This is a genomic window from Acidovorax lacteus (genome assembly GCF_039540375.1).
GTDB classification, from domain to species: domain Bacteria; phylum Pseudomonadota; class Gammaproteobacteria; order Burkholderiales; family Burkholderiaceae_C; genus Acidovorax_G; species Acidovorax_G lacteus.
The window spans coordinates 240,348-256,227 of the sequence record NZ_BAABEX010000029.1; the positions used below are offsets into that span (position 1 = coordinate 240,348).

The 15,880-nt window shown below is 71.0% G+C and carries 15 protein-coding genes; 7 read left to right on the top strand and 8 right to left on the bottom strand.

What is annotated here, in order from left to right; translation table 11 throughout:
- The first annotated feature begins 41 nt into the window (after window positions 1-41).
- Window positions 42-347, top strand: a complete 306-nt coding sequence (locus ABD866_RS13950; RefSeq protein ID WP_345066326.1) for a hypothetical protein — start codon at window positions 42-44, stop codon at window positions 345-347.
- Between the two features lie 61 nt (window positions 348-408).
- Window positions 409-1,851 (top strand): coniferyl aldehyde dehydrogenase, encoded by a 1,443-nt coding sequence (locus ABD866_RS13955; RefSeq protein ID WP_345066329.1) that lies wholly within the window; start codon window positions 409-411, stop codon window positions 1,849-1,851.
- A gap of 28 nt (window positions 1,852-1,879) precedes the next feature.
- On the opposite strand, the gene ABD866_RS13960 is transcribed toward ABD866_RS13955, so the two are convergent.
- Window positions 1,880-3,691 (bottom strand): hybrid sensor histidine kinase/response regulator, encoded by a 1,812-nt coding sequence (locus ABD866_RS13960; RefSeq protein ID WP_345066332.1) that lies wholly within the window; start codon window positions 3,689-3,691, stop codon window positions 1,880-1,882.
- A complete protein-coding gene (locus tag ABD866_RS13965; protein ID WP_345066335.1) occupies window positions 3,678-4,322 on the bottom strand; it encodes a response regulator in 645 nt (214 codons plus the stop codon). The genes ABD866_RS13960 and ABD866_RS13965 overlap by 14 nt, the downstream gene beginning before the upstream one ends.
- 169 nt (window positions 4,323-4,491) lie before the next feature.
- On the opposite strand from ABD866_RS13965, the gene ABD866_RS13970 reads away from it, so the two are divergent.
- The 3 genes from ABD866_RS13970 to ABD866_RS13980 all read left to right on the top strand — a co-directional run bounded on the left by ABD866_RS13970 (window position 4,492) and on the right by ABD866_RS13980 (window position 6,922).
- Window positions 4,492-5,025: a hypothetical protein gene (locus ABD866_RS13970; RefSeq protein WP_345066338.1), complete on the top strand. Its 534-nt coding sequence runs from the start codon at window positions 4,492-4,494 to the stop codon at window positions 5,023-5,025.
- A gap of 136 nt (window positions 5,026-5,161) precedes the next feature.
- On the top strand, window positions 5,162-5,683 hold the full coding sequence (locus tag ABD866_RS13975) for a GNAT family N-acetyltransferase (RefSeq protein WP_345066340.1): 522 nt from the start codon (window positions 5,162-5,164) through the stop codon (window positions 5,681-5,683).
- A 39-nt stretch (window positions 5,684-5,722) separates the two neighbouring features.
- Entirely contained in the window at window positions 5,723-6,922 is a 1,200-nt protein-coding gene (locus ABD866_RS13980; RefSeq protein WP_345066343.1) for a methyltransferase, read from the top strand.
- Window positions 6,923-6,946: 24 nt separating this feature from the next.
- Here ABD866_RS13980 and ABD866_RS13985 read toward each other — a convergent pair whose 3' ends face one another.
- A complete protein-coding gene (locus ABD866_RS13985; protein WP_345066346.1) occupies window positions 6,947-7,558 on the bottom strand; it encodes a hypothetical protein in 612 nt (203 codons plus the stop codon).
- A gap of 322 nt (window positions 7,559-7,880) precedes the next feature.
- Between ABD866_RS13985 and ABD866_RS13990 the strand changes: the two genes are divergently transcribed.
- Window positions 7,881-8,855 (top strand): tRNA dihydrouridine synthase, encoded by a 975-nt coding sequence (locus tag ABD866_RS13990; protein WP_345066856.1) that lies wholly within the window; start codon window positions 7,881-7,883, stop codon window positions 8,853-8,855.
- A 52-nt stretch (window positions 8,856-8,907) separates the two neighbouring features.
- On the opposite strand, the gene ABD866_RS13995 is transcribed toward ABD866_RS13990, so the two are convergent.
- Window positions 8,908-10,776 carry a phospholipase D family protein gene (locus ABD866_RS13995; RefSeq protein ID WP_345066349.1) on the bottom strand — a complete coding sequence of 623 codons (1,869 nt, stop codon included), beginning with the start codon at window positions 10,774-10,776 and terminating at the stop codon, window positions 8,908-8,910.
- Window positions 10,777-11,104: 328 nt separating this feature from the next.
- The gene (mnmH, locus tag ABD866_RS14000; RefSeq protein ID WP_345066352.1) at window positions 11,105-12,163 is read right to left on the bottom strand and encodes a tRNA 2-selenouridine(34) synthase MnmH; all 1,059 of its coding nucleotides are present in this window, start codon (window positions 12,161-12,163) and stop codon (window positions 11,105-11,107) included.
- 48 nt (window positions 12,164-12,211) lie between these two features.
- On the opposite strand from mnmH, the gene selD reads away from it, so the two are divergent.
- The gene (gene selD / locus ABD866_RS14005) at window positions 12,212-13,273 is read left to right on the top strand and encodes a selenide, water dikinase SelD (RefSeq protein ID WP_345066354.1); all 1,062 of its coding nucleotides are present in this window, start codon (window positions 12,212-12,214) and stop codon (window positions 13,271-13,273) included.
- Window positions 13,274-13,318: 45 nt separating this feature from the next.
- Here the strand turns inward: selD and ABD866_RS14010 are convergent, their stop codons facing one another.
- The 3 genes from ABD866_RS14010 to ybiB all read right to left on the bottom strand — a co-directional run bounded on the left by ABD866_RS14010 (window position 13,319) and on the right by ybiB (window position 15,858).
- Window positions 13,319-14,011: a type IV pili methyl-accepting chemotaxis transducer N-terminal domain-containing protein gene (locus ABD866_RS14010; RefSeq protein WP_345066357.1), complete on the bottom strand. Its 693-nt coding sequence runs from the start codon at window positions 14,009-14,011 to the stop codon at window positions 13,319-13,321.
- A gap of 71 nt (window positions 14,012-14,082) precedes the next feature.
- The gene (gene cobA / locus ABD866_RS14015; protein WP_345066360.1) at window positions 14,083-14,895 is read right to left on the bottom strand and encodes a uroporphyrinogen-III C-methyltransferase; all 813 of its coding nucleotides are present in this window, start codon (window positions 14,893-14,895) and stop codon (window positions 14,083-14,085) included.
- An 18-nt stretch (window positions 14,896-14,913) separates the two neighbouring features.
- Window positions 14,914-15,858, bottom strand: a complete 945-nt coding sequence (ybiB, locus tag ABD866_RS14020) for a DNA-binding protein YbiB (RefSeq protein WP_345066363.1) — start codon at window positions 15,856-15,858, stop codon at window positions 14,914-14,916.
- Window positions 15,859-15,880 lie beyond the last annotated feature (22 nt).

Consider the following 15,880-nt stretch of genomic DNA (forward strand, 5'->3'; position numbering starts at 1 on the left):
CACTTTGCACAGAAAGGCAGGCACAGGCTTTGAACGACGCGATGGCATGGGTGTTTCGCTGGCTGCTGCGCATGGCGCTGCTGCTCATGGGCGCGGTCTTTTTCGTGAGCCTGCTGGCCGCGGCGGCCGTGCTGGCGGTGGTCTGGGGCCTGCGCCTGGGCTGGGCGCGGCTCACCGGCCGGCCCGTGGCACCGTTCGTCTGGCGGGTGGACCCGCGCAACGGTTTTGCGGGCATGGCCCGCGCGGCCGAACGCTGGGGCCCTGCGCGCCGCACCGACACCGAGGCGTCGCGCCGCTCCGGCGTGCTGCCCCAGGACGTGACCGACGTGCCTTCGCGCGATCTCTGAGCGCTGCACCGGCCGCCCCGCCTCGGCCCGGGGCCACTGCGCGCCGCCCTATCATGGGGCCATGACCCCTGCCGACATCCCCTCCCTGTTCCAGGCCCAGTACGACGCCAGCCGCGCGCAGGTGGACGTACCTCTGCTGCTGCGCCAGGAGCGCCTGCTGCGCGTGCGCAAGCTGCTCGTCGAGCATGGCCCGCAACTGGCCGCCGCCGTGCAGGCCGACTTTGGCATGCGCTCGCCGCGCCTGACCGAGGTGGCCGACTTCTTTGTGCTGCACACCCTGCTGTCGCACACGCTCAAGCACCTTCCGCGCTGGGTGCGCCCGCAGCGCGTGCGCACGCCGTTCTACCTGCAGCCCGCCCGGGCGCGCATTGAACGCCAGCCGTTGGGCGTGGTGGGCGTGATTGCGCCTTGGAACTACCCGGTGCAGCTCGCGCTGGGCCCAGCCATCACCGCATTGGCCGCGGGCAACCGCGTGATGCTCAAACCCAGCGAACTCACGCCCCACACCTCGGCCCAGTTGGCGGCCCTGGTCGGACAGTTTTTTGCGCCGGACGAGTTCTGCGTGGTGCAGGGCGATACGCACACCGCAGCACTGTTCGCCTCGCAGCCGTTTGACCATCTGGTGTTCACCGGCTCCACCGCCGTGGGCCGCAAGGTGGCGCAGGCCGCGGCGGCCAACCTCACGCCCACCACGCTGGAACTGGGTGGCAAGTCGCCCTGCATCGTCGGCACCGATGCCGACCTGGAGGACGCCGCGCTCAAGATCGCGCACGGCAAGCTGCTCAACGCCGGGCAGACCTGCATCGCGCCCGACTACGTACTGCTGCCGCGCGGGCGCGAAGCAGCGTTTGCCCAGGCCTACCGCGCGGCGGTACAGCGGCTGTTTCCGACCATCGAGGGCAACGGCGACTACGCGTCCATCATCACGCCGCGCCACCACGGCCGCCTGCGCACCATGCTGCGCGAGGCGCAGACCCAGGGCGCCGAGGTCATCGTGATCGACCCGGCTGAAGGCCGCAGCGCTCCGGCCACGCAGGGCACGCTGGGCGACGGCGTAAGCCGCCAGCTGTTGCCCGCGCTGGTGCTCGGGGCCACGTCGTCCATGCAGCTCATGCAGGAAGAAATCTTCGGTCCCATCCTGCCCGTGCTGTCGTACGACCGGCTTGACGACGCGGTGGCCCTGATCAACTCCGGCCCGCGCCCGTTGGCCCTGTACTGGTTCGGCCGCAGCGAATCGGTGCGCGACGACGTGCTGCGCCGCACCGTGAGCGGCGGCGTGACGGTGAACGACACCCTGCTGCACATTGCCCACGACGGCCTGCCTTTTGGCGGCGTGGGCGACAGCGGCTGGGGGGCGTACCACGGGGAGTCGGGCTTTCTGCGCTTTTGCCACCAGAAGTCGGTGCTGGTGCAGTCGCGCTGGTCGCTGGGGGCCACGCTGTACCCGCCGTACGGCCCGCGGTTTGACCGCATGATGGGCCTGCTGCGCAAGCTCATCGGGTAACGCAGGCACAGCGCGTGCCGCGGCCGGTTCAGCCCGGTCCGCGCCGCCGAAGCGCCGGACCCAGCAACTGGGCCATCGCATCGCGCAACTGGCCGGTGGAGACCGGCTTGTGCAGCAGCAGGGCCGAAGTGCTTTGCGCATCGCGCAGCCGCTGGGGCGAGGTGTCGCCCGTGAGGATGATGGCCGGCACGCGTACGCCCAGGTAGGCGCGCAGCGCCTCCAGCACTTGCTTGCCGGTTTCCTCGTGCCGCAGGCGGAAATCGGTGATGATCAGGTCGGGCTGGCGGTCGTCCAGCACCTCCTGGGCTTCGAGCGCTGCCAGCGCGTCGGCACTCGATTCGGCCGTCACGCAGCGGCAACCCCAGCTCTCCAGCAGCGACTGCATGCCCAGGCGTACGGCCTCGTCGTCGTCGATGGCCAGCACATACAGCCCGTCAAATCGCAGATCGGGGGCCAGCGGCGCGGTGTCGTCCTGCAGCGCGCCGTCCCAGGCGTCGATCCAGAGGCGAAACACCGAGCCCCGGCCGGGGCGCGAGCGCAGCTCGACCGTGGTGTGCATCTCGCGCACCAGCCGCTGCACGATGGCCAGGCCCAGGCCCAGGCCCTTGCGGCGGTCGCGCTCGGGGTTGCCGAGCTGGTGAAACTCGCGGAACACCTCGTCCCACTGGTCTTCAGGAATGCCCACACCGGTGTCCCAGACCTCGAGCGCCAGGCGCCGGCCGCGGCGGCGGCAGGCAATCAGCACGCCACCGCGCCCGGTGTAGCGCAGCGCGTTGGAGATGAAGTTGTGCATCACTAGGCCCACCAGCGAGCGGTCTGCAAAAGCCGCGCTCGTGGTTTCGCGCGTGCGGTACACCAGCCCCGCGTTGTCGGCCTGCACGCCGAATTCCTGTTCGAGCGCGGTGAGCAGCGGTTGCACGGCAAACGGCGCCGGGCGCACCTTGACGACGCCGGCCTCCAGGCGCGAGTAGTCCAGCAGCGTGGTCAGCATCTCGGCCGCAGCGCCCGATGCCGCGTGGGCATGGCCCAGCACGGTGCGCTGCTGCTCGGTCAGGCGGCTGCGCTGCAGGGTCTCCAGAAACAGCCCCATGGCGTGCAGCGGCTGGCGCAGGTCGTGGCTGGCCGCAGCCAGAAAGCGCGATTTGTCGCGGTCGGCGCGCTCAGCAGCCTCTTGTGCCGCCAGGGCGCGCCGAGATTCGGCGCGCAGCTCTTCCACCAAGCGCTCGTTCTCCAGCTTGAGCGCAATGCTGCGCAGTGTGGCCTGCTCGCCGGTGTGGGCCTGCATGCAGGTGAGGGCAAAGTACACCGTGGTCAGGATCAGAGCCGGCCACATCACCGGCCCGCCACCCATGGCCACTGCCAGCAGCACGCCGCCCACGGCACAGCCCAGGTAGGTGACATACGCCCGGTACAGCGGCGCGCCCAGGCCCAGCGCGCCTGAGGACACGGTGCTCACGATGCCGATGGCGTAGATCACCGCCTCTGCGTTGCCGCGGTGCAGCACCACATGCGCGAGGCTGCCCCAGCTCACCCCCATGGCCGCCATGCAGACGAAAAGCTTGCGTGCGGCGGCCTGGACTGGGTCGGTTGCGGGTTCGATGCTGCGCACCAGCAGGTAGACGCCGCTGACCACCAGCACATGCGACAGCACCCACAGCGACACCATGGTGGCGTCGGCCACGCGCGCCATGACCCACAGCGTGCCCACGGCCGTGGCCAGCGAGGCCAGCAAGGTCATCGGAAAGTTGCGCCGCAGCAGCGCCACTTGCTCGCGCAGGATTTCGTCGTGTGCGTGGCGCTGCCAGAACGGCCCTGCCGCGGGGGCGTCAGGCAAGGTCATGCGCGGGAGGCAGTGCCAGACCCAGCCGCTGGGCGGCCAGCAGCGCGGCGCTGCGGCTGTTGACGCCCAGCTGGGCAAAGATGGCGGCTACATGCACGCGCACGGTGTTTTCGCTCAGCCCCAGGTCGCGGGCGATCACCTTGTTGGGCTTGCCTGCGCACAGCAGGGCCAGCACGTCGAGCTGGCGCGCCGTCAGGTTGGGGGCATCGGGCGCGCGCGCTGCGGCGGCGGCCGCAGCCACCGTGCCCAGCACCGGAAACACCGGCCGGCCGTCCAGCGCACAGCCGATGGCCTCCATGATGTCTTCGCCGCTGGCCGACTTGGGCAAGAAGCCGTCGGCCCCGCGGTTGCGGGCCTCCTGCACGGCGTCGGGGGCCACGCTGGCCGATACGAGCACGATGCGCGCCTGCGGATAGGTCTGGCGCAGCGGGCGCATGCCATCCAGGCCGTTCATGCCGGGCAGCTGGATGTCGAGCAGGATCAGGTCCAGTCGTTCCAGGCGCAGCTCGCAGGCCTGGGCGATGGAGCCGGCCTCGGCGATGTGGGCCACCTGGGGGTGGTCCTGCACGATCAGGCGCAGGCCGGTACGGAACAGGGTGTGGTCGTCAACGAGCAGCAGGCGGGCAGACATGGCCGGCAAGTATTGCGCACAAACAGCGCTTGCGCGACTAATCCATTTGTGCGATGGACGGGCCGCAGACCGGTTTCTAGACTTGGCTTCCATGACGGCCCTTCGGGGCCACCGACCCCGCACCGCGCGGCGGCCGGTTGTCTGAAACCTCCGACGCACAAGGTTTGCCATGCCCTCCAGTTCCGTAAGCCTGTCTCCATCCGCCGCCAGCGCCCTGGGCGGCCGCAGCATCGCCCAGATCCTGCAGCACAACTGCCCCGACCTGCATGTGGTCACGGCCGTGGTCATCGAGTACCTGGACGCCCAGGTCGGCACCTGGCAGTGTTCGATCGACGCTGGGCAGACTTGGCGTGCCGTGCGCACCGACATCATCAACCGCCCGGGCAGCATGGGGCTGGCGCTCGACCGCGACGCGCTGCTGCGGGTGTTGCCCTTTGTGGGCCAGCGCGCCACCGGGGCACGCCTGCGCCTGCACCCGGTGCCCTACCGCCACGGCCCGGGCAATGGCAGCTACCGGGCGTATGCGGTCGAAGACCGCGAGGAGGGCTCGCCCACCCTGACCCTGGTGCTGCCGCTGTCGGCCATCAACGGCGTGCCGCCGGCCGTGCGCGCGCCGCGCCCGCGCAACAAGCGCGCGCTGCTGCAGGCCAAACTGGCCGCCGAGCAGGCCGCCCAAGTGGCGGTGCAGCGCGCCATGGCCTGAGCGGCGCGCAGCCCCGCACATTGCGCATCCCTTGGTATTCCGGGGGTGGCACCGGCGTGCTGGAAGTGAAAAACCGTGTTCGGCGACAATGCCGCTCCTTTTTGTTGTTTCACTTTTTGTTTCGTTCGGTTTTTCCATGTCCAGTATCCAGGTTCGTCCCGCCACGCTTCGCGATGCCAAGGCCATCGCCCAGATCCATGCCGCGGCTGCCCAGGCCGCCTACAAAGGTCTGGTGCCCGACGAGCAACTGAAGGCCATGACCTCGGTCGAAAAGCGCCAGGCGTACTGGCGCGAGGCCATTGAGTATTGCGAGCCCCAGGTCCAGGTGGCCATTGAGGGCGACAAGATCGTCGGTTTTGTCGGTTACGACCGCTCGCGCGATGAGAAATCCCGCCCCACCACGGGCGAAATCTGGGCCATCTATGCAGCCCCTACGCACTGGAGTCAAGGTGTTGGCGTGGCCCTGTGGGACGCAGCCCGCGACGGTCTGTCGGAAGAAGGCTGCACCAACGTGACGGCCTGGGTGCCGTTGCGCAACGAGCGCGCCCTGCGTTTTCACGAAATGGCGGGCTTCAAGCGCGAGCTGTCCACGGCCAAGACGGCCGTGATCGGCGGCGTGAAGATTGAAGAGGTGCGCCTGAAGCGTCCGCTGAACTGACCGTCCTGCATCCTCGGTTCGCCGTTCCTACAGCGCCACATGACCGCCGTCCCGGCCCACACCCTGCCCGACAGCCCCCTGGTGCTGCGCTGGGCCGTGGGCGAGACCGAGCACACGGCGCTGTGGCGCAGTGAGGCCGGTGTGCCGCCGCCCGCGCGCGTGCTGCCGGTGGACGACACCGTGCGCGCCGACGCCGCCTACCGCGCCATTTGCGAGGGCGCAGCCCTGCTGTGGCAGGGCGATTTTCACAACGCCCGGCAGCTTTTGAGCGCGCTGGCCCGGCGGCTGGAGCGGCGCCCGGCGGCCCGGGGCCGCGCGGCGGCGGCTGCGGGCAGTCCGGCCGATGCGGCACAGGCCTTCTACCGCCACCGGCAGGAGCAGGGCCGGCGCGCGCGCGTGCTGGCCGCCGTGCTGGTGCCGCTGGAGGGCGACTACGCCATTGCGCTGCGCCGTGCGCCCGACTGGCGTGCGGCCTGCGCGCAGGCCTGGGGCCCTCCTGGTGGCCAGCCCAGCGTGGTGAGCCTGCGCGAGCTGCTCGGGCTCAACGGCGCTTTTGAATGGCGACGCAAGGGCGTGCCGGTGCCTGCCCTCGGGCCTGAGGCGCGCATTCACCCGCACTACGGCGTGTTCTCGCCGGTGCGCGGCGAGTACATCGACCTGGTGGCCCAGGCGCCGCTGCCTGCGGCGCTGGCAACCCACCCGGTGGCAGTCGATCTGGGTGTGGGCACGGGCGTGCTCAGTGCGGTGCTGGCGCAGCGCGGCGCGGGCCGCGTGCTGGCCACCGACCTGGACCCGCGCGCCCTGGCCTGCGCGGCCGAGAACCTGGCACAGCTCGGGCTGTCGGCACGGGTGCAGCTGCTGCAGGCCGACCTGTACCCGCCGGGTGTGCAGGCAGGCCTGGTCGTGTGCAACCCGCCCTGGCTGCCTGCAAAGCCCAGTGCTCCGGTGGAGCGCGCGGTATACGACGAAGGCAGCCGCATGCTGCGCGGCTTTCTGGCCGGGCTGCGCGCGCACCTCGCGCCTGGTGGCGAGGGCTGGCTCATCCTCTCGGACCTGGCCGAGCACCTGGGCCTGCGCACGCGGGCCGAGCTGCTGGCCTGGGTGCAAGCAGCTGGCCTGCGGGTGCTGGGCCGCATCGACACGCGGCCGCGCCACCCCAAGGCGCAGGACGCCAGCGACCCGCTGCACGCCGCCCGTGCGGCCGAGCGCACGTCGCTCTGGCGCCTGGGCGCGGCCTGATTGTTCCCGGCGGCGGCGCGCGGGTCAGGCGGGCTCCAGCGCAGGCTCGGCTCCGGCCGGTTCCTGCCGCCAAGTGGCGGTCCATCCGCCGTGCGGCCACAGCGCGGCCAGTTGTGCACCGAGTGACAGCGCCCGTTCCGGCCCTGCGTGGGTGGCCACGTCGCGCAACAATGCGCAACCCACGGCCAGCATGCCCGCCTCGTCCCGTGCGGCGCGCAATGCGTCGCGGTAGTGGGCGGCCAGGGCAGGGTCCCGGCGGGCGAACAATCGCTCGCACAGGTCGAACAGGTGCATGCGTGCCCCGGCCAGCGAACGGCCCGCGGCGCTGGCGGCGGGCGGTGCGGGGGCGGTGGGGGCATGCTGTGCGATCGGGGCCGTCACGGCCTCGGGCAGTGGCTCCAGCGAGGGCGGCATGCTGTCGCTGGCCAGTGGTCGCGGCGGCTCGGTGCCCAGATAGCCCTGTTGGCGCAGCTGCTCGACCATCTGCGCGCCTGCGCCGTGGTACAGCGCATTGAGCTGGGCGAGAGGCGTGCCTTCGGCCAGCAGCAGCAGCGAGCGCTCGCGCAGGCTCAGGGTGCGCACGCCGGGTGACAACTCCCAGCGGGCTTTCTCGGTCTTGTAGAGCAGGATGTCCATGGCCGGTCAGGGCAGGGGCAAGGTCGGCAGCAAAGGTCCGTCGCCATGCAGCAGCGACAATGCCCACCATTGCAGCAGCCCTGCGTGACGGCTTGATGACCCGGCGCTGTGCGTCTGTACATTGCCCAGCCCCGCACGGCGGTGGAACGTTGTTTTGCTATTGATTTGATAGCTGTTCGTGCTTGATTTCTAAGCACGATCGGCCAATTTGGCTTGAAAGATGATGGAGACTCCCCAGGCGTTGCAACCTGCTGCGGCCCCGGCCCCGGCCCCGGCCCCGGCCCCGGCCACAGCGTCGCGGCCCCCGCTGCTGCTCGCACCCATGGAGGGGCTGCTCGACTTCGTGCTGCGCGATGTGCTCACCCGCGTGGGGGGGGCCGACCGCTGCGTGTCGGAGTTCATCCGCGTGACCGGCACGCTGCTGCCCGACCGGGTGTTCCTGCGCTACATGCCCGAGCTGGCCCACGGCAGCCGCACGGCGGCGGGCGTGCCGGTGCGTGCGCAACTGCTGGGCTCCGACCCGGCCTGCCTGGCCGAGAACGCGGCCCGCCTGGCCGAACTCGGGGCCGAGGGCATCGACCTGAACTTTGGCTGCCCGGCCAAGGTGGTCAACCGGCACGGGGGCGGCGCGGCCCTGCTGCAGGAGCCCGAGCGCATCGCCCATATCGTGGCCGCTGTGCGCCGCGCGGTGCCAGCCGCGCTGCCGGTGTCGGCCAAGATGCGCCTGGGCTACCGCGACCGATCGCTGGCTGTGGCCTGCGCCCAGGCCATGGAGGCCGGTGGCGCCTGCGAACTGGTGGTGCATGCGCGCACCAAGGAAGACGGCTATCGCCCCCCGGCGTACTGGGAGGAGATTCCCGCCATCCGCGCGTCGGTGCGACTGCCGGTGGTGGCCAACGGTGAGATCTGGACGGTGCAGGATGCCCAGCGCTGCCGCGCCCAGGCGGGCACTGCCGCGCTGATGCTGGGCCGTGGCATCGTGGCCGACCCGGGGCTGGCGCGCGCAATCCGCGCCGCCGACGCGGGCCAGCCCGGCACCGACGACGTGACCTGGCCCATGCTGCTGCCGCAGCTGGGTGTGTTCTGGCAGCGGGTGTGCGAAGGCCTTACGCCCAACCAGCGGGCGGGCCGGCTCAAGCAGTGGCTGAACCTGCTGCGCCGCCGCTACCCCGAGGCGCAGCACGCCTTTGACACCGTGCGCACCATGACCGACCAGCGCGCCATCACGGCCTGGCTGGGCACCTTGCCCGGCGTGGACTTCAGCGCGCCGTCGCTGGTGGCCACGCCTGCCGGCTAGGGAAGCTCTGCAGACCGCAGGGCGTTCTGCAGGGCTTCCCTGGCACGCCCGGCTACAGCAGGTGCTCGGGCGCGAGCGGGCCCAGCACACGCAGCAGCAGGCGCAGCGGCAGGCTGGCGTCGGGCTCGGTGGTGCTGTCTTCCAAGTCGCTGCCCTCGGGTGCGCGCCACACCAGGCGGCCGCGCTCGCTGCGCTTGACCTTCCAGGCTGCATCTTCCATGGCCTTGGCGATCTGTGCGGTAGCCCCGCGCCCCAATGTGCCGCTGCGGATCAGCAGCGCGATTTCGGTGTTCTGCCTGTGTGAGCGCATGTCCAGGTTCATGGAACCGATGGCCACCAGCCGCTCGTCCACTACCAGCAGCTTGGAATGCAGCATGGCCCGCGAGGCACCCGCCGTGCCGCCACTGCCAGCGCCCAGCGCACTGCGCAGTCCGCGTTGCTCGCTGCGCAGTTCGTACAGCTCCACCCCCAGGTCCAGCAGGGCTGGCCGATAGCGCGCGTAGCCTGCATGGGCGATGGGCGCGTCGTTGGAGGCCAGCGAGTTGGTGAGCACGCGCACACGCACGCCGCGGGCGCGGGCCTGGGCGAAGGCGTCCAGAATGTCGCGCCCGGGCACGAAGTAGGGCGACACGACGGTCAGGTCGCGCTGGGCCTGGCGCATCAGGGCCAGCAGTCCATCCACCACCGTCTCGGCCGACGGGTCTTCCGCGGGGGGAACGGCTGGGTCGTACACCGCAGGCAGTCCGGCAGCGGCCGCAGGGCGGGTGGCCGGGGGCCCGGGCATGGTCTCCAGGGCTGCCGATGCCGCCAGCGCAGCGGCCGACGTCGGTGCGGCAGCACCGTGGCCCTGCGCGCCTGGTGACGCCGTACCGGGCGCAGCAGGGTCGGCTGGAATCTTCGCGGGCTGGTCCACCAGCACCGCTGCGGGCGCCCAGACATAGCGCAGGCTGCGCAGGTCCAGCGGCTGCTGGTCCCAGACGCGTGCGCGCCGCTCCGCTGCTGCCGCGTTGTCGTCTGCCGGGGACGTCACGCCGGCGGTCGGCTGTGCGGGGCGCGTGTCGGCACTCACCGCGGCGTGGGCGGCTGCAGAGCGCTGCGCGCCCTGCGGGCCATGCCGCCACAGGTCCAGGTCCTCGGGCCGGATCAAGGCCTGCACTGGGTAAGAGCGCTCGTCGTTCCAGTACCAGTCGAAGGTGGCCGAGAGCTGCCGCACCACCGCGCCGATGGCCAGCACGTCCACATCGACAAAGTTGCCCGCCTCGTCGTGCCCGAAGTAGGCGTCGCCCAGGTTGCGGCCGCCCGTGACGGCCGCCACGTTGTCGGCAATGAACAGCTTGTTGTGCATGCGCTGCTGCGCGCGCGAGAAATCGGCCAGGGTGCTTAGCATGCGGCCCATCTTGGAGCTGCGGATGCCCGCCACCGGGTTGAACATGCGCATCTCAATGCCCGGCTCGAAGGCCAGGCGCATGACCTGCGCGTTCTGCCCGGCGCTGTGGAAGTCGTCGAGCAACAGGCGCACGCGCACGCCGCGCCGTGCAGCGGCCACGATGCCGGTCAGCAGGCGCTCGGTGCTTTCGTCCGCGTGGATCGCGTAATACTGCAGGTCCAGCGTGTGGCGCGCGGACTCGACCATGGCCAAACGGCTGCCATACGCAACAGCAGGCCCGCTGATCAGCGCAAAGCCCGACGCGTGCCGCGTGGTGGTGGCGCTGCGCTGCTCGGCCACCCAGCGCACCAGCGGCGCATCGGGCGCGGGCACCTGCGCGGTGCTCACGGGGCGCTGCACCTGCGCAGGCAGGCTGCTGCATCCGGCCGCGAGCAGGGCCAAGCAGACCCAGGCCAGGACGAGGGCCCAGCGAAGGGGCTGCGGCCATGCCGTGGCAGTCCAGTGACGCCCAACAGAACTGGGGAAGCTCTGCATAAAGCCCTGCGGTCTGCGCGGGCGCGGCCTCGGGCGGTCCGCTGCGTTGTTTTTCTTGTCCATCGCGCGGCTAGGGGCTGCCAAACGCGCTTTGCGGACCATCCCGAACCGCACCCGCACATCCTCGCCAGGGTGATGCAGAGCGTCCCTCGTCATCGTCTGCTCTTCAGAACGGGCCGCACGCCATGGTCGCGGTGCGTCCATGGCAGCAGCGTACAGGGCCGGGCGGATGCTGTCTGTCGGGCCCGAGGCCGTGCCCAGCAGCGGCCCGCACGAGCGCAAACGCGTCGCGGGCTGGTGGCCTGCAGCGCTGGGGCGCACAAGGGGCTCAGAGGGCTCGGGCGGATTCGCATACGGCTGTGGCCAGGCCGGGCAGGCTGGCATCGTCGAGCAGCGCTGCCGTCACCTGGCGGCGCTGGCCCCAGGCATGCAGATGGCTTCGGTGCCCCCGCTCGTACAGCGGGTCGTAGTGCAAGGCCATCAACTCGCCAAACAAGGCGGGCAGCGCGCCCGCCAGCGCCCAGGCCTGCCAGCGTGCTACGACCGCGCGGCCGTGCAGTTCGCGCAGCGCCTCCAGGCGCCTTGCCAGGCCTTGCGGGTCGTACCCGAGGTGCGCGTAGTCGCGCAGCAGAAATGCCAGCCGCTCGGCTTGCGGTGCCACGATCTCGATGCAGGGGCTGGCGCGCAGCCGGGCGAGCAAGGCTGCAGGTACGCGCAGTCGGCCGATCATCGCGCTCTCGGCCTCGATGAACACCGGTCGCGTGGTGTCCAGACTCTCGATCTGGTCGGCCAGCAGGGTTTCAAAGGCCGTCTGCGACGGCTGCGGCACACCCGGCAGATCGCCCAGCAGCGACCCCCGGTGGCGCGCCGCACCTTCCAGGTCGATGACCTGCTCGCCCTGCGCGGCCAGGGCCTGCAGCACGCGTGTCTTGGCGCTGCCCGTGGGGCCGCAGACCACCCGCAAGTCCAGCATCGGGCCCATGCGCTCGATCACCTCCATGGCATGGCGGCGCCAAGCTTTGTAGCCACCGGCCAGTTGCTGCGCGTCCCAGCCCACGAGGCGCATCCAGGTCACCATCGATCCGCTGCGCATGCCGCCGCGCCAGCAGTACACCAGCGGCTTCCAGTGCGCAGGCGCATCGGCAAAGCGCTCGCGCAGGTGGCGCGCCAGGTTGGCTGCCACCATGGCGCCGCCCACGCGCCGGGCCTCGAAAGCGCCCTGCTGCTTGTAGAGCGTGCCCACGATGCGGCGTTCTTCGTCGTCGAGCACCGGGCAGTTGATCGCGCCGGGCAGGTGGTCGAGCGCAAATTCGGCCGGCGAACGCGCGTCGATCAGCGTGTGAAAGCCGTGGCGGTCTTGCACGCGCACGGGGCCACGGTGGCTCATGCGGCACCCCTGCGCGGCGCAGGCCCCGCTGGCACAATCCGCCCCACCATGACGCCTGCTGCTGATCCTTCGATTCGTCTCACCCAGTTCTCCCACGGCGGCGGCTGCGGCTGCAAGATCGCGCCTGGCCTGCTGGCCGAGATTCTGTCACGCGCCCCGCAAGGCGTGGTGCCGCCGCAGCTGCTGGTGGGCACTGAAACCAGCGACGACGCAGCGGTGTACCAGCTCAACGCCACGCAGGCGCTCGTGGCCACCACCGACTTCTTCACGCCCATCGTGGACGACGCGTACGATTTCGGCCGCATCGCGGCCACGAATGCGCTGTCCGACATCTACGCCATGGGCGGCACACCCATTCTGGCGCTGGCGCTGGTGGGCATGCCCATTGCCAAGCTGCCGCCCGAGGTGATTGGCCGCGTGCTGGAGGGCGGCGCAGCGGTGTGCCGCGACGCGGGTATTCCGATTGCAGGTGGGCATTCCATCGACGTGCTTGAACCCATCTATGGCCTGGTGGGCATCGGCTTGGTGGACCCGCGCCATGTGCGCCGCAATGCCGACGGCCAGGCGGGCGACTGTCTGGTGCTGGGCAAACCGCTGGGCGTGGGCATTCTGTCGGCCGCGCTCAAGAAGGGGCAGCTCGACGCCGCAGGCTATGCGCAGATGGTGGCGGTGACCACGCAGCTCAACCGCGTGGGCGGTGACCTGGCGCGCATCGACGGCGTGCACGCCATGACCGACGTGACCGGCTTCGGCCTGGCCGGGCATTTGCTCGAAATCTGCCGCGGCTCGCAGCTGGCGGCCACGCTCGATTGGCCCGCCGTGCCCGTGCTGCCCGTGGCCCGCCACTGGGCCGACCAGGGCGTGGCCACCGGGGCGTCGGCGCGCAACTGGGCGGCCTACGGGGCCGAGGTGGCGCTGGCGGCCCCGCGCAGCGCGGCCGACCAGGCCCTGTTGACCGACCCGCAGACCAGTGGTGGCCTGCTGGTGTCGTGCAGCCCTGCGGCCGTGCCCGCCGTGCTGCAGGCCTTTGCCGCGGCGGGCTTCGGCGAGGCCGCGGCCATTGGCCGGCTGCACATGGCCGAGGGGCCGGTGCGCTTGCACGTGGCCTGACGGCCCAGTGCCACTGTCACGCGGCCTGCAGTTGCAGCGCGCCCTTCAGGCCGCAGCGCGGCTGCGCCCGGCCAGCGACACGGCCTGCAGCGACAGGCCGTCGATCTCGTGGGTGATGCCCGACAGCACGTTAGCCACCACGGCAAACTCGCGCCCGTGCTGGCCGGCGCGCGCGGCCATGACCTGTGCGTTGAAGCTCACCACCTTGGCCTCGCGTGCCACGGTCTGGATCGAGGCCACGATGGCGCTGAGCTCGCGCATCATCGAATCGGACCGTGCGCGCGTGATCTGGTCGAAGGCCGAGGTGGCCTTGTTCAGCGCTTCCAGCACCGGGTCGGTGCTGTCGACCAACGTGGACAGCGCCTCTTCGGTGCGCGGGCTGCGGCGTTCGGCCAGCTCCAGCGTGCGGTCTGCCTGCTGCACAAAGGCGTCGATCATCGGCCCCACGCCCTGCGGGCCGGTGTAGACGGCGCGAATCGTCTGCGCGGCCGCGCTGTCAAGGTGTTCGGGTGTGGACTGCAGGCGCTGCTGGCTGTCGCGAAACAGTTGCAGGGCGCTGCGCGCGGCCTCCAGGTGCTTGGTGCTGCCTCCCGCAGCCAGCACGGTCTGCAGCACCAGCCGCTGGCTCAGCATGCGCTGGCGTGCGGCGATGTTGACCAGGGACATGTCGCCGTCGCGCGCAGGCGCAGTGGCGCGGTGGGCGGCACCGTGGTGGGCCGAGGACGATGGTGTGGTCATGGATCCCCCTGCGTTGAACCGGTGATGGACACCGTCAAGCAAGCACCGCGCCAGCGCGCGGCACGGGGGCATCAGCCGTGGCGGCGCTCAGCCACAGCAGTGTCGGGCAGTGCCACGGCGGACACGCCGCGCACCACATCGCCCACCACGATCACCGAGGGGCTGCCCAGTTGCGCGGCCGCCAGCGTGGGCAGCAGGGTACCCAGCGTGCACACGGCATGGCGCTGTGTGGGCAGCGTGGCGTTCTGCACCACGGCCACGGGCGTGGCCGGGGGCAGGCCACCGGCCAGCAGCTCGTGCTGGATGTGGGCGGCACCGCTCACGCCCATGTAGATCACGAGCGTGAGCTTGGCGTCGCGCGCGGTGGCGGCCAGTTGCCGCCAGTCGGTGCCTGCGTCGCCCGGCTTGGCATGGCCGGTGATGAATACCACGCCATGCGCATGGTCGCGGTGCGTGAGTGGCGCGCCCAGCGACGTCATGCCCGCGAGGCCCGCGGTGATGCCGTTGACCACCTCGACGTGCACGCCGGCCGCGCGCAGGTGCTCCACTTCTTCGCCACCACGCCCGAAGATGAACGGGTCGCCGCCCTTGAGGCGTACCACCTGCTCGCCCGCCTGCACGGCGCTGAGCATGAGCTTTTCGATGAAGGCCTGCGGCGTGCTTTTACAGCCGCCGCGCTTGCCCACGTACACGATGCGCGCTGTGGGCGCGGCATAGGCCACGATGGCGTCGCTCACCAGGTCGTCCACCAGCAGCACGGTGGCCGCCTGGATGGCCTTGAGCGCCTTGAGCGTGAGCAGTTCCGGGTCGCCCGGGCCTGCGCCCACCAGGGTGCACCGGCCCGGTGCGTGCGTTGCGGCCAGGGAGGAGGGAGTCTTGGTCATGGCGGGTCTTTCAGGCCGTCAGGCAGCGGAGGCGACGGTCCGGGTGGCAGGGATCTGCCCGGCCAGTCGCACGATGTAGGCCACTTGGCGGGCAATGGCCTCGGGCACAGGCAGGGTGCCGTCGAGCACGGCGCGGGTGTAGGCGGCGGTGCTGTCCACGTCGATGGCGCTGGGCAGGCCCGGCACTTCGCTCGCGGTGCCGGGCTGCTGGTCTTGCCAGGTGTCGGCCACACCTCCCACAAAGGCGTCGTAGCGCGGCGTGCGACGCGGGTCTGCGGCCACTTCACCTTCAAGCCCGCGCGAGAGCAGCGCATTCAGGCCCCACTGCGCGCAGGTGCGGCACAGCATGTCGAAGTATTCGGGGTGGGTGTAGCTCGTGACCAGCAGCGACGGCCCCGCACAGGGCGCTAGCAGCTTGACCACGCTGTGCCCCGGGTTGCGCAGACCCACCACCTCGCGCACGGCCAGCAGGCGGGCCAGCCCCGGTGCCAGCTGCGCGGTGTGCACATGGGCCACTTCGCCCGGCTGCAGGGCACGCAGCGGTGCGCCCTCGGGCCAGGCGGGCACGCCCAGCGCCTGAAGCACGTCGCTGGCCAGCACGCGGCGGGCTTCGGTGCGCATGCCGTGCAGCAGCACGGGCAGACCCGCGCGCGCCACCAGCAGGGCGAGCAGTGGCGTGAGCACGGGCAGCTTGCGCGCGCCGTTGTAGCTGGGCAGTACGACCACAGGCCGGGTGCTGGCGGGCAGGCGGGCGCTGCGGGCGTGCAGCGCGTCGAGAAAGCCGCACATCTCGTCGGGCGTTTCGCCCTTGATGCGCATGGCCAAGCAGAAGGCGCCGATTTCAAGGTCGGTCACCTGCCCGTCGAGCACCTGGCCGAACAGGTCGGCCGCCTGCGCGCGCGACAAGGGCTTGGCCCCGCGGGCGCCGCGGCCGATTTCCTTGATGTACTGGCTAATGCCCATGCTGTGAGTGCGCTGGAGTCCG

What these genes read in the sequence shown, in the direction of transcription:
- ABD866_RS13950 (WP_345066326.1), top strand. Translation starts at nt 42, where the DNA reads ATGGCATGGGTGTTTCGCTGGCTGCTGCGCATGGCGCTGCTGCTCATG.
- ABD866_RS13955 (WP_345066329.1), top strand. Translation starts at nt 409, where the DNA reads ATGACCCCTGCCGACATCCCCTCCCTGTTCCAGGCCCAGTACGACGCC.
- ABD866_RS13960 (WP_345066332.1), bottom strand. Translation starts at nt 3,691, where the DNA reads ATGACCTTGCCTGACGCCCCCGCGGCAGGGCCGTTCTGGCAGCGCCAC.
- ABD866_RS13965 (WP_345066335.1), bottom strand. Translation starts at nt 4,322, where the DNA reads ATGTCTGCCCGCCTGCTGCTCGTTGACGACCACACCCTGTTCCGTACC.
- ABD866_RS13970 (WP_345066338.1), top strand. Translation starts at nt 4,492, where the DNA reads ATGCCCTCCAGTTCCGTAAGCCTGTCTCCATCCGCCGCCAGCGCCCTG.
- ABD866_RS13975 (WP_345066340.1), top strand. Translation starts at nt 5,162, where the DNA reads ATGTCCAGTATCCAGGTTCGTCCCGCCACGCTTCGCGATGCCAAGGCC.
- ABD866_RS13980 (WP_345066343.1), top strand. Translation starts at nt 5,723, where the DNA reads ATGACCGCCGTCCCGGCCCACACCCTGCCCGACAGCCCCCTGGTGCTG.
- ABD866_RS13985 (WP_345066346.1), bottom strand. Translation starts at nt 7,558, where the DNA reads ATGGACATCCTGCTCTACAAGACCGAGAAAGCCCGCTGGGAGTTGTCA.
- ABD866_RS13990 (WP_345066856.1), top strand. Translation starts at nt 7,881, where the DNA reads ATGGAGGGGCTGCTCGACTTCGTGCTGCGCGATGTGCTCACCCGCGTG.
- ABD866_RS13995 (WP_345066349.1), bottom strand. Translation starts at nt 10,776, where the DNA reads ATGCAGAGCTTCCCCAGTTCTGTTGGGCGTCACTGGACTGCCACGGCA.
- mnmH (WP_345066352.1), bottom strand. Translation starts at nt 12,163, where the DNA reads ATGAGCCACCGTGGCCCCGTGCGCGTGCAAGACCGCCACGGCTTTCAC.
- selD (WP_345066354.1), top strand. Translation starts at nt 12,212, where the DNA reads ATGACGCCTGCTGCTGATCCTTCGATTCGTCTCACCCAGTTCTCCCAC.
- ABD866_RS14010 (WP_345066357.1), bottom strand. Translation starts at nt 14,011, where the DNA reads ATGACCACACCATCGTCCTCGGCCCACCACGGTGCCGCCCACCGCGCC.
- cobA (WP_345066360.1), bottom strand. Translation starts at nt 14,895, where the DNA reads ATGACCAAGACTCCCTCCTCCCTGGCCGCAACGCACGCACCGGGCCGG.
- ybiB (WP_345066363.1), bottom strand. Translation starts at nt 15,858, where the DNA reads ATGGGCATTAGCCAGTACATCAAGGAAATCGGCCGCGGCGCCCGCGGG.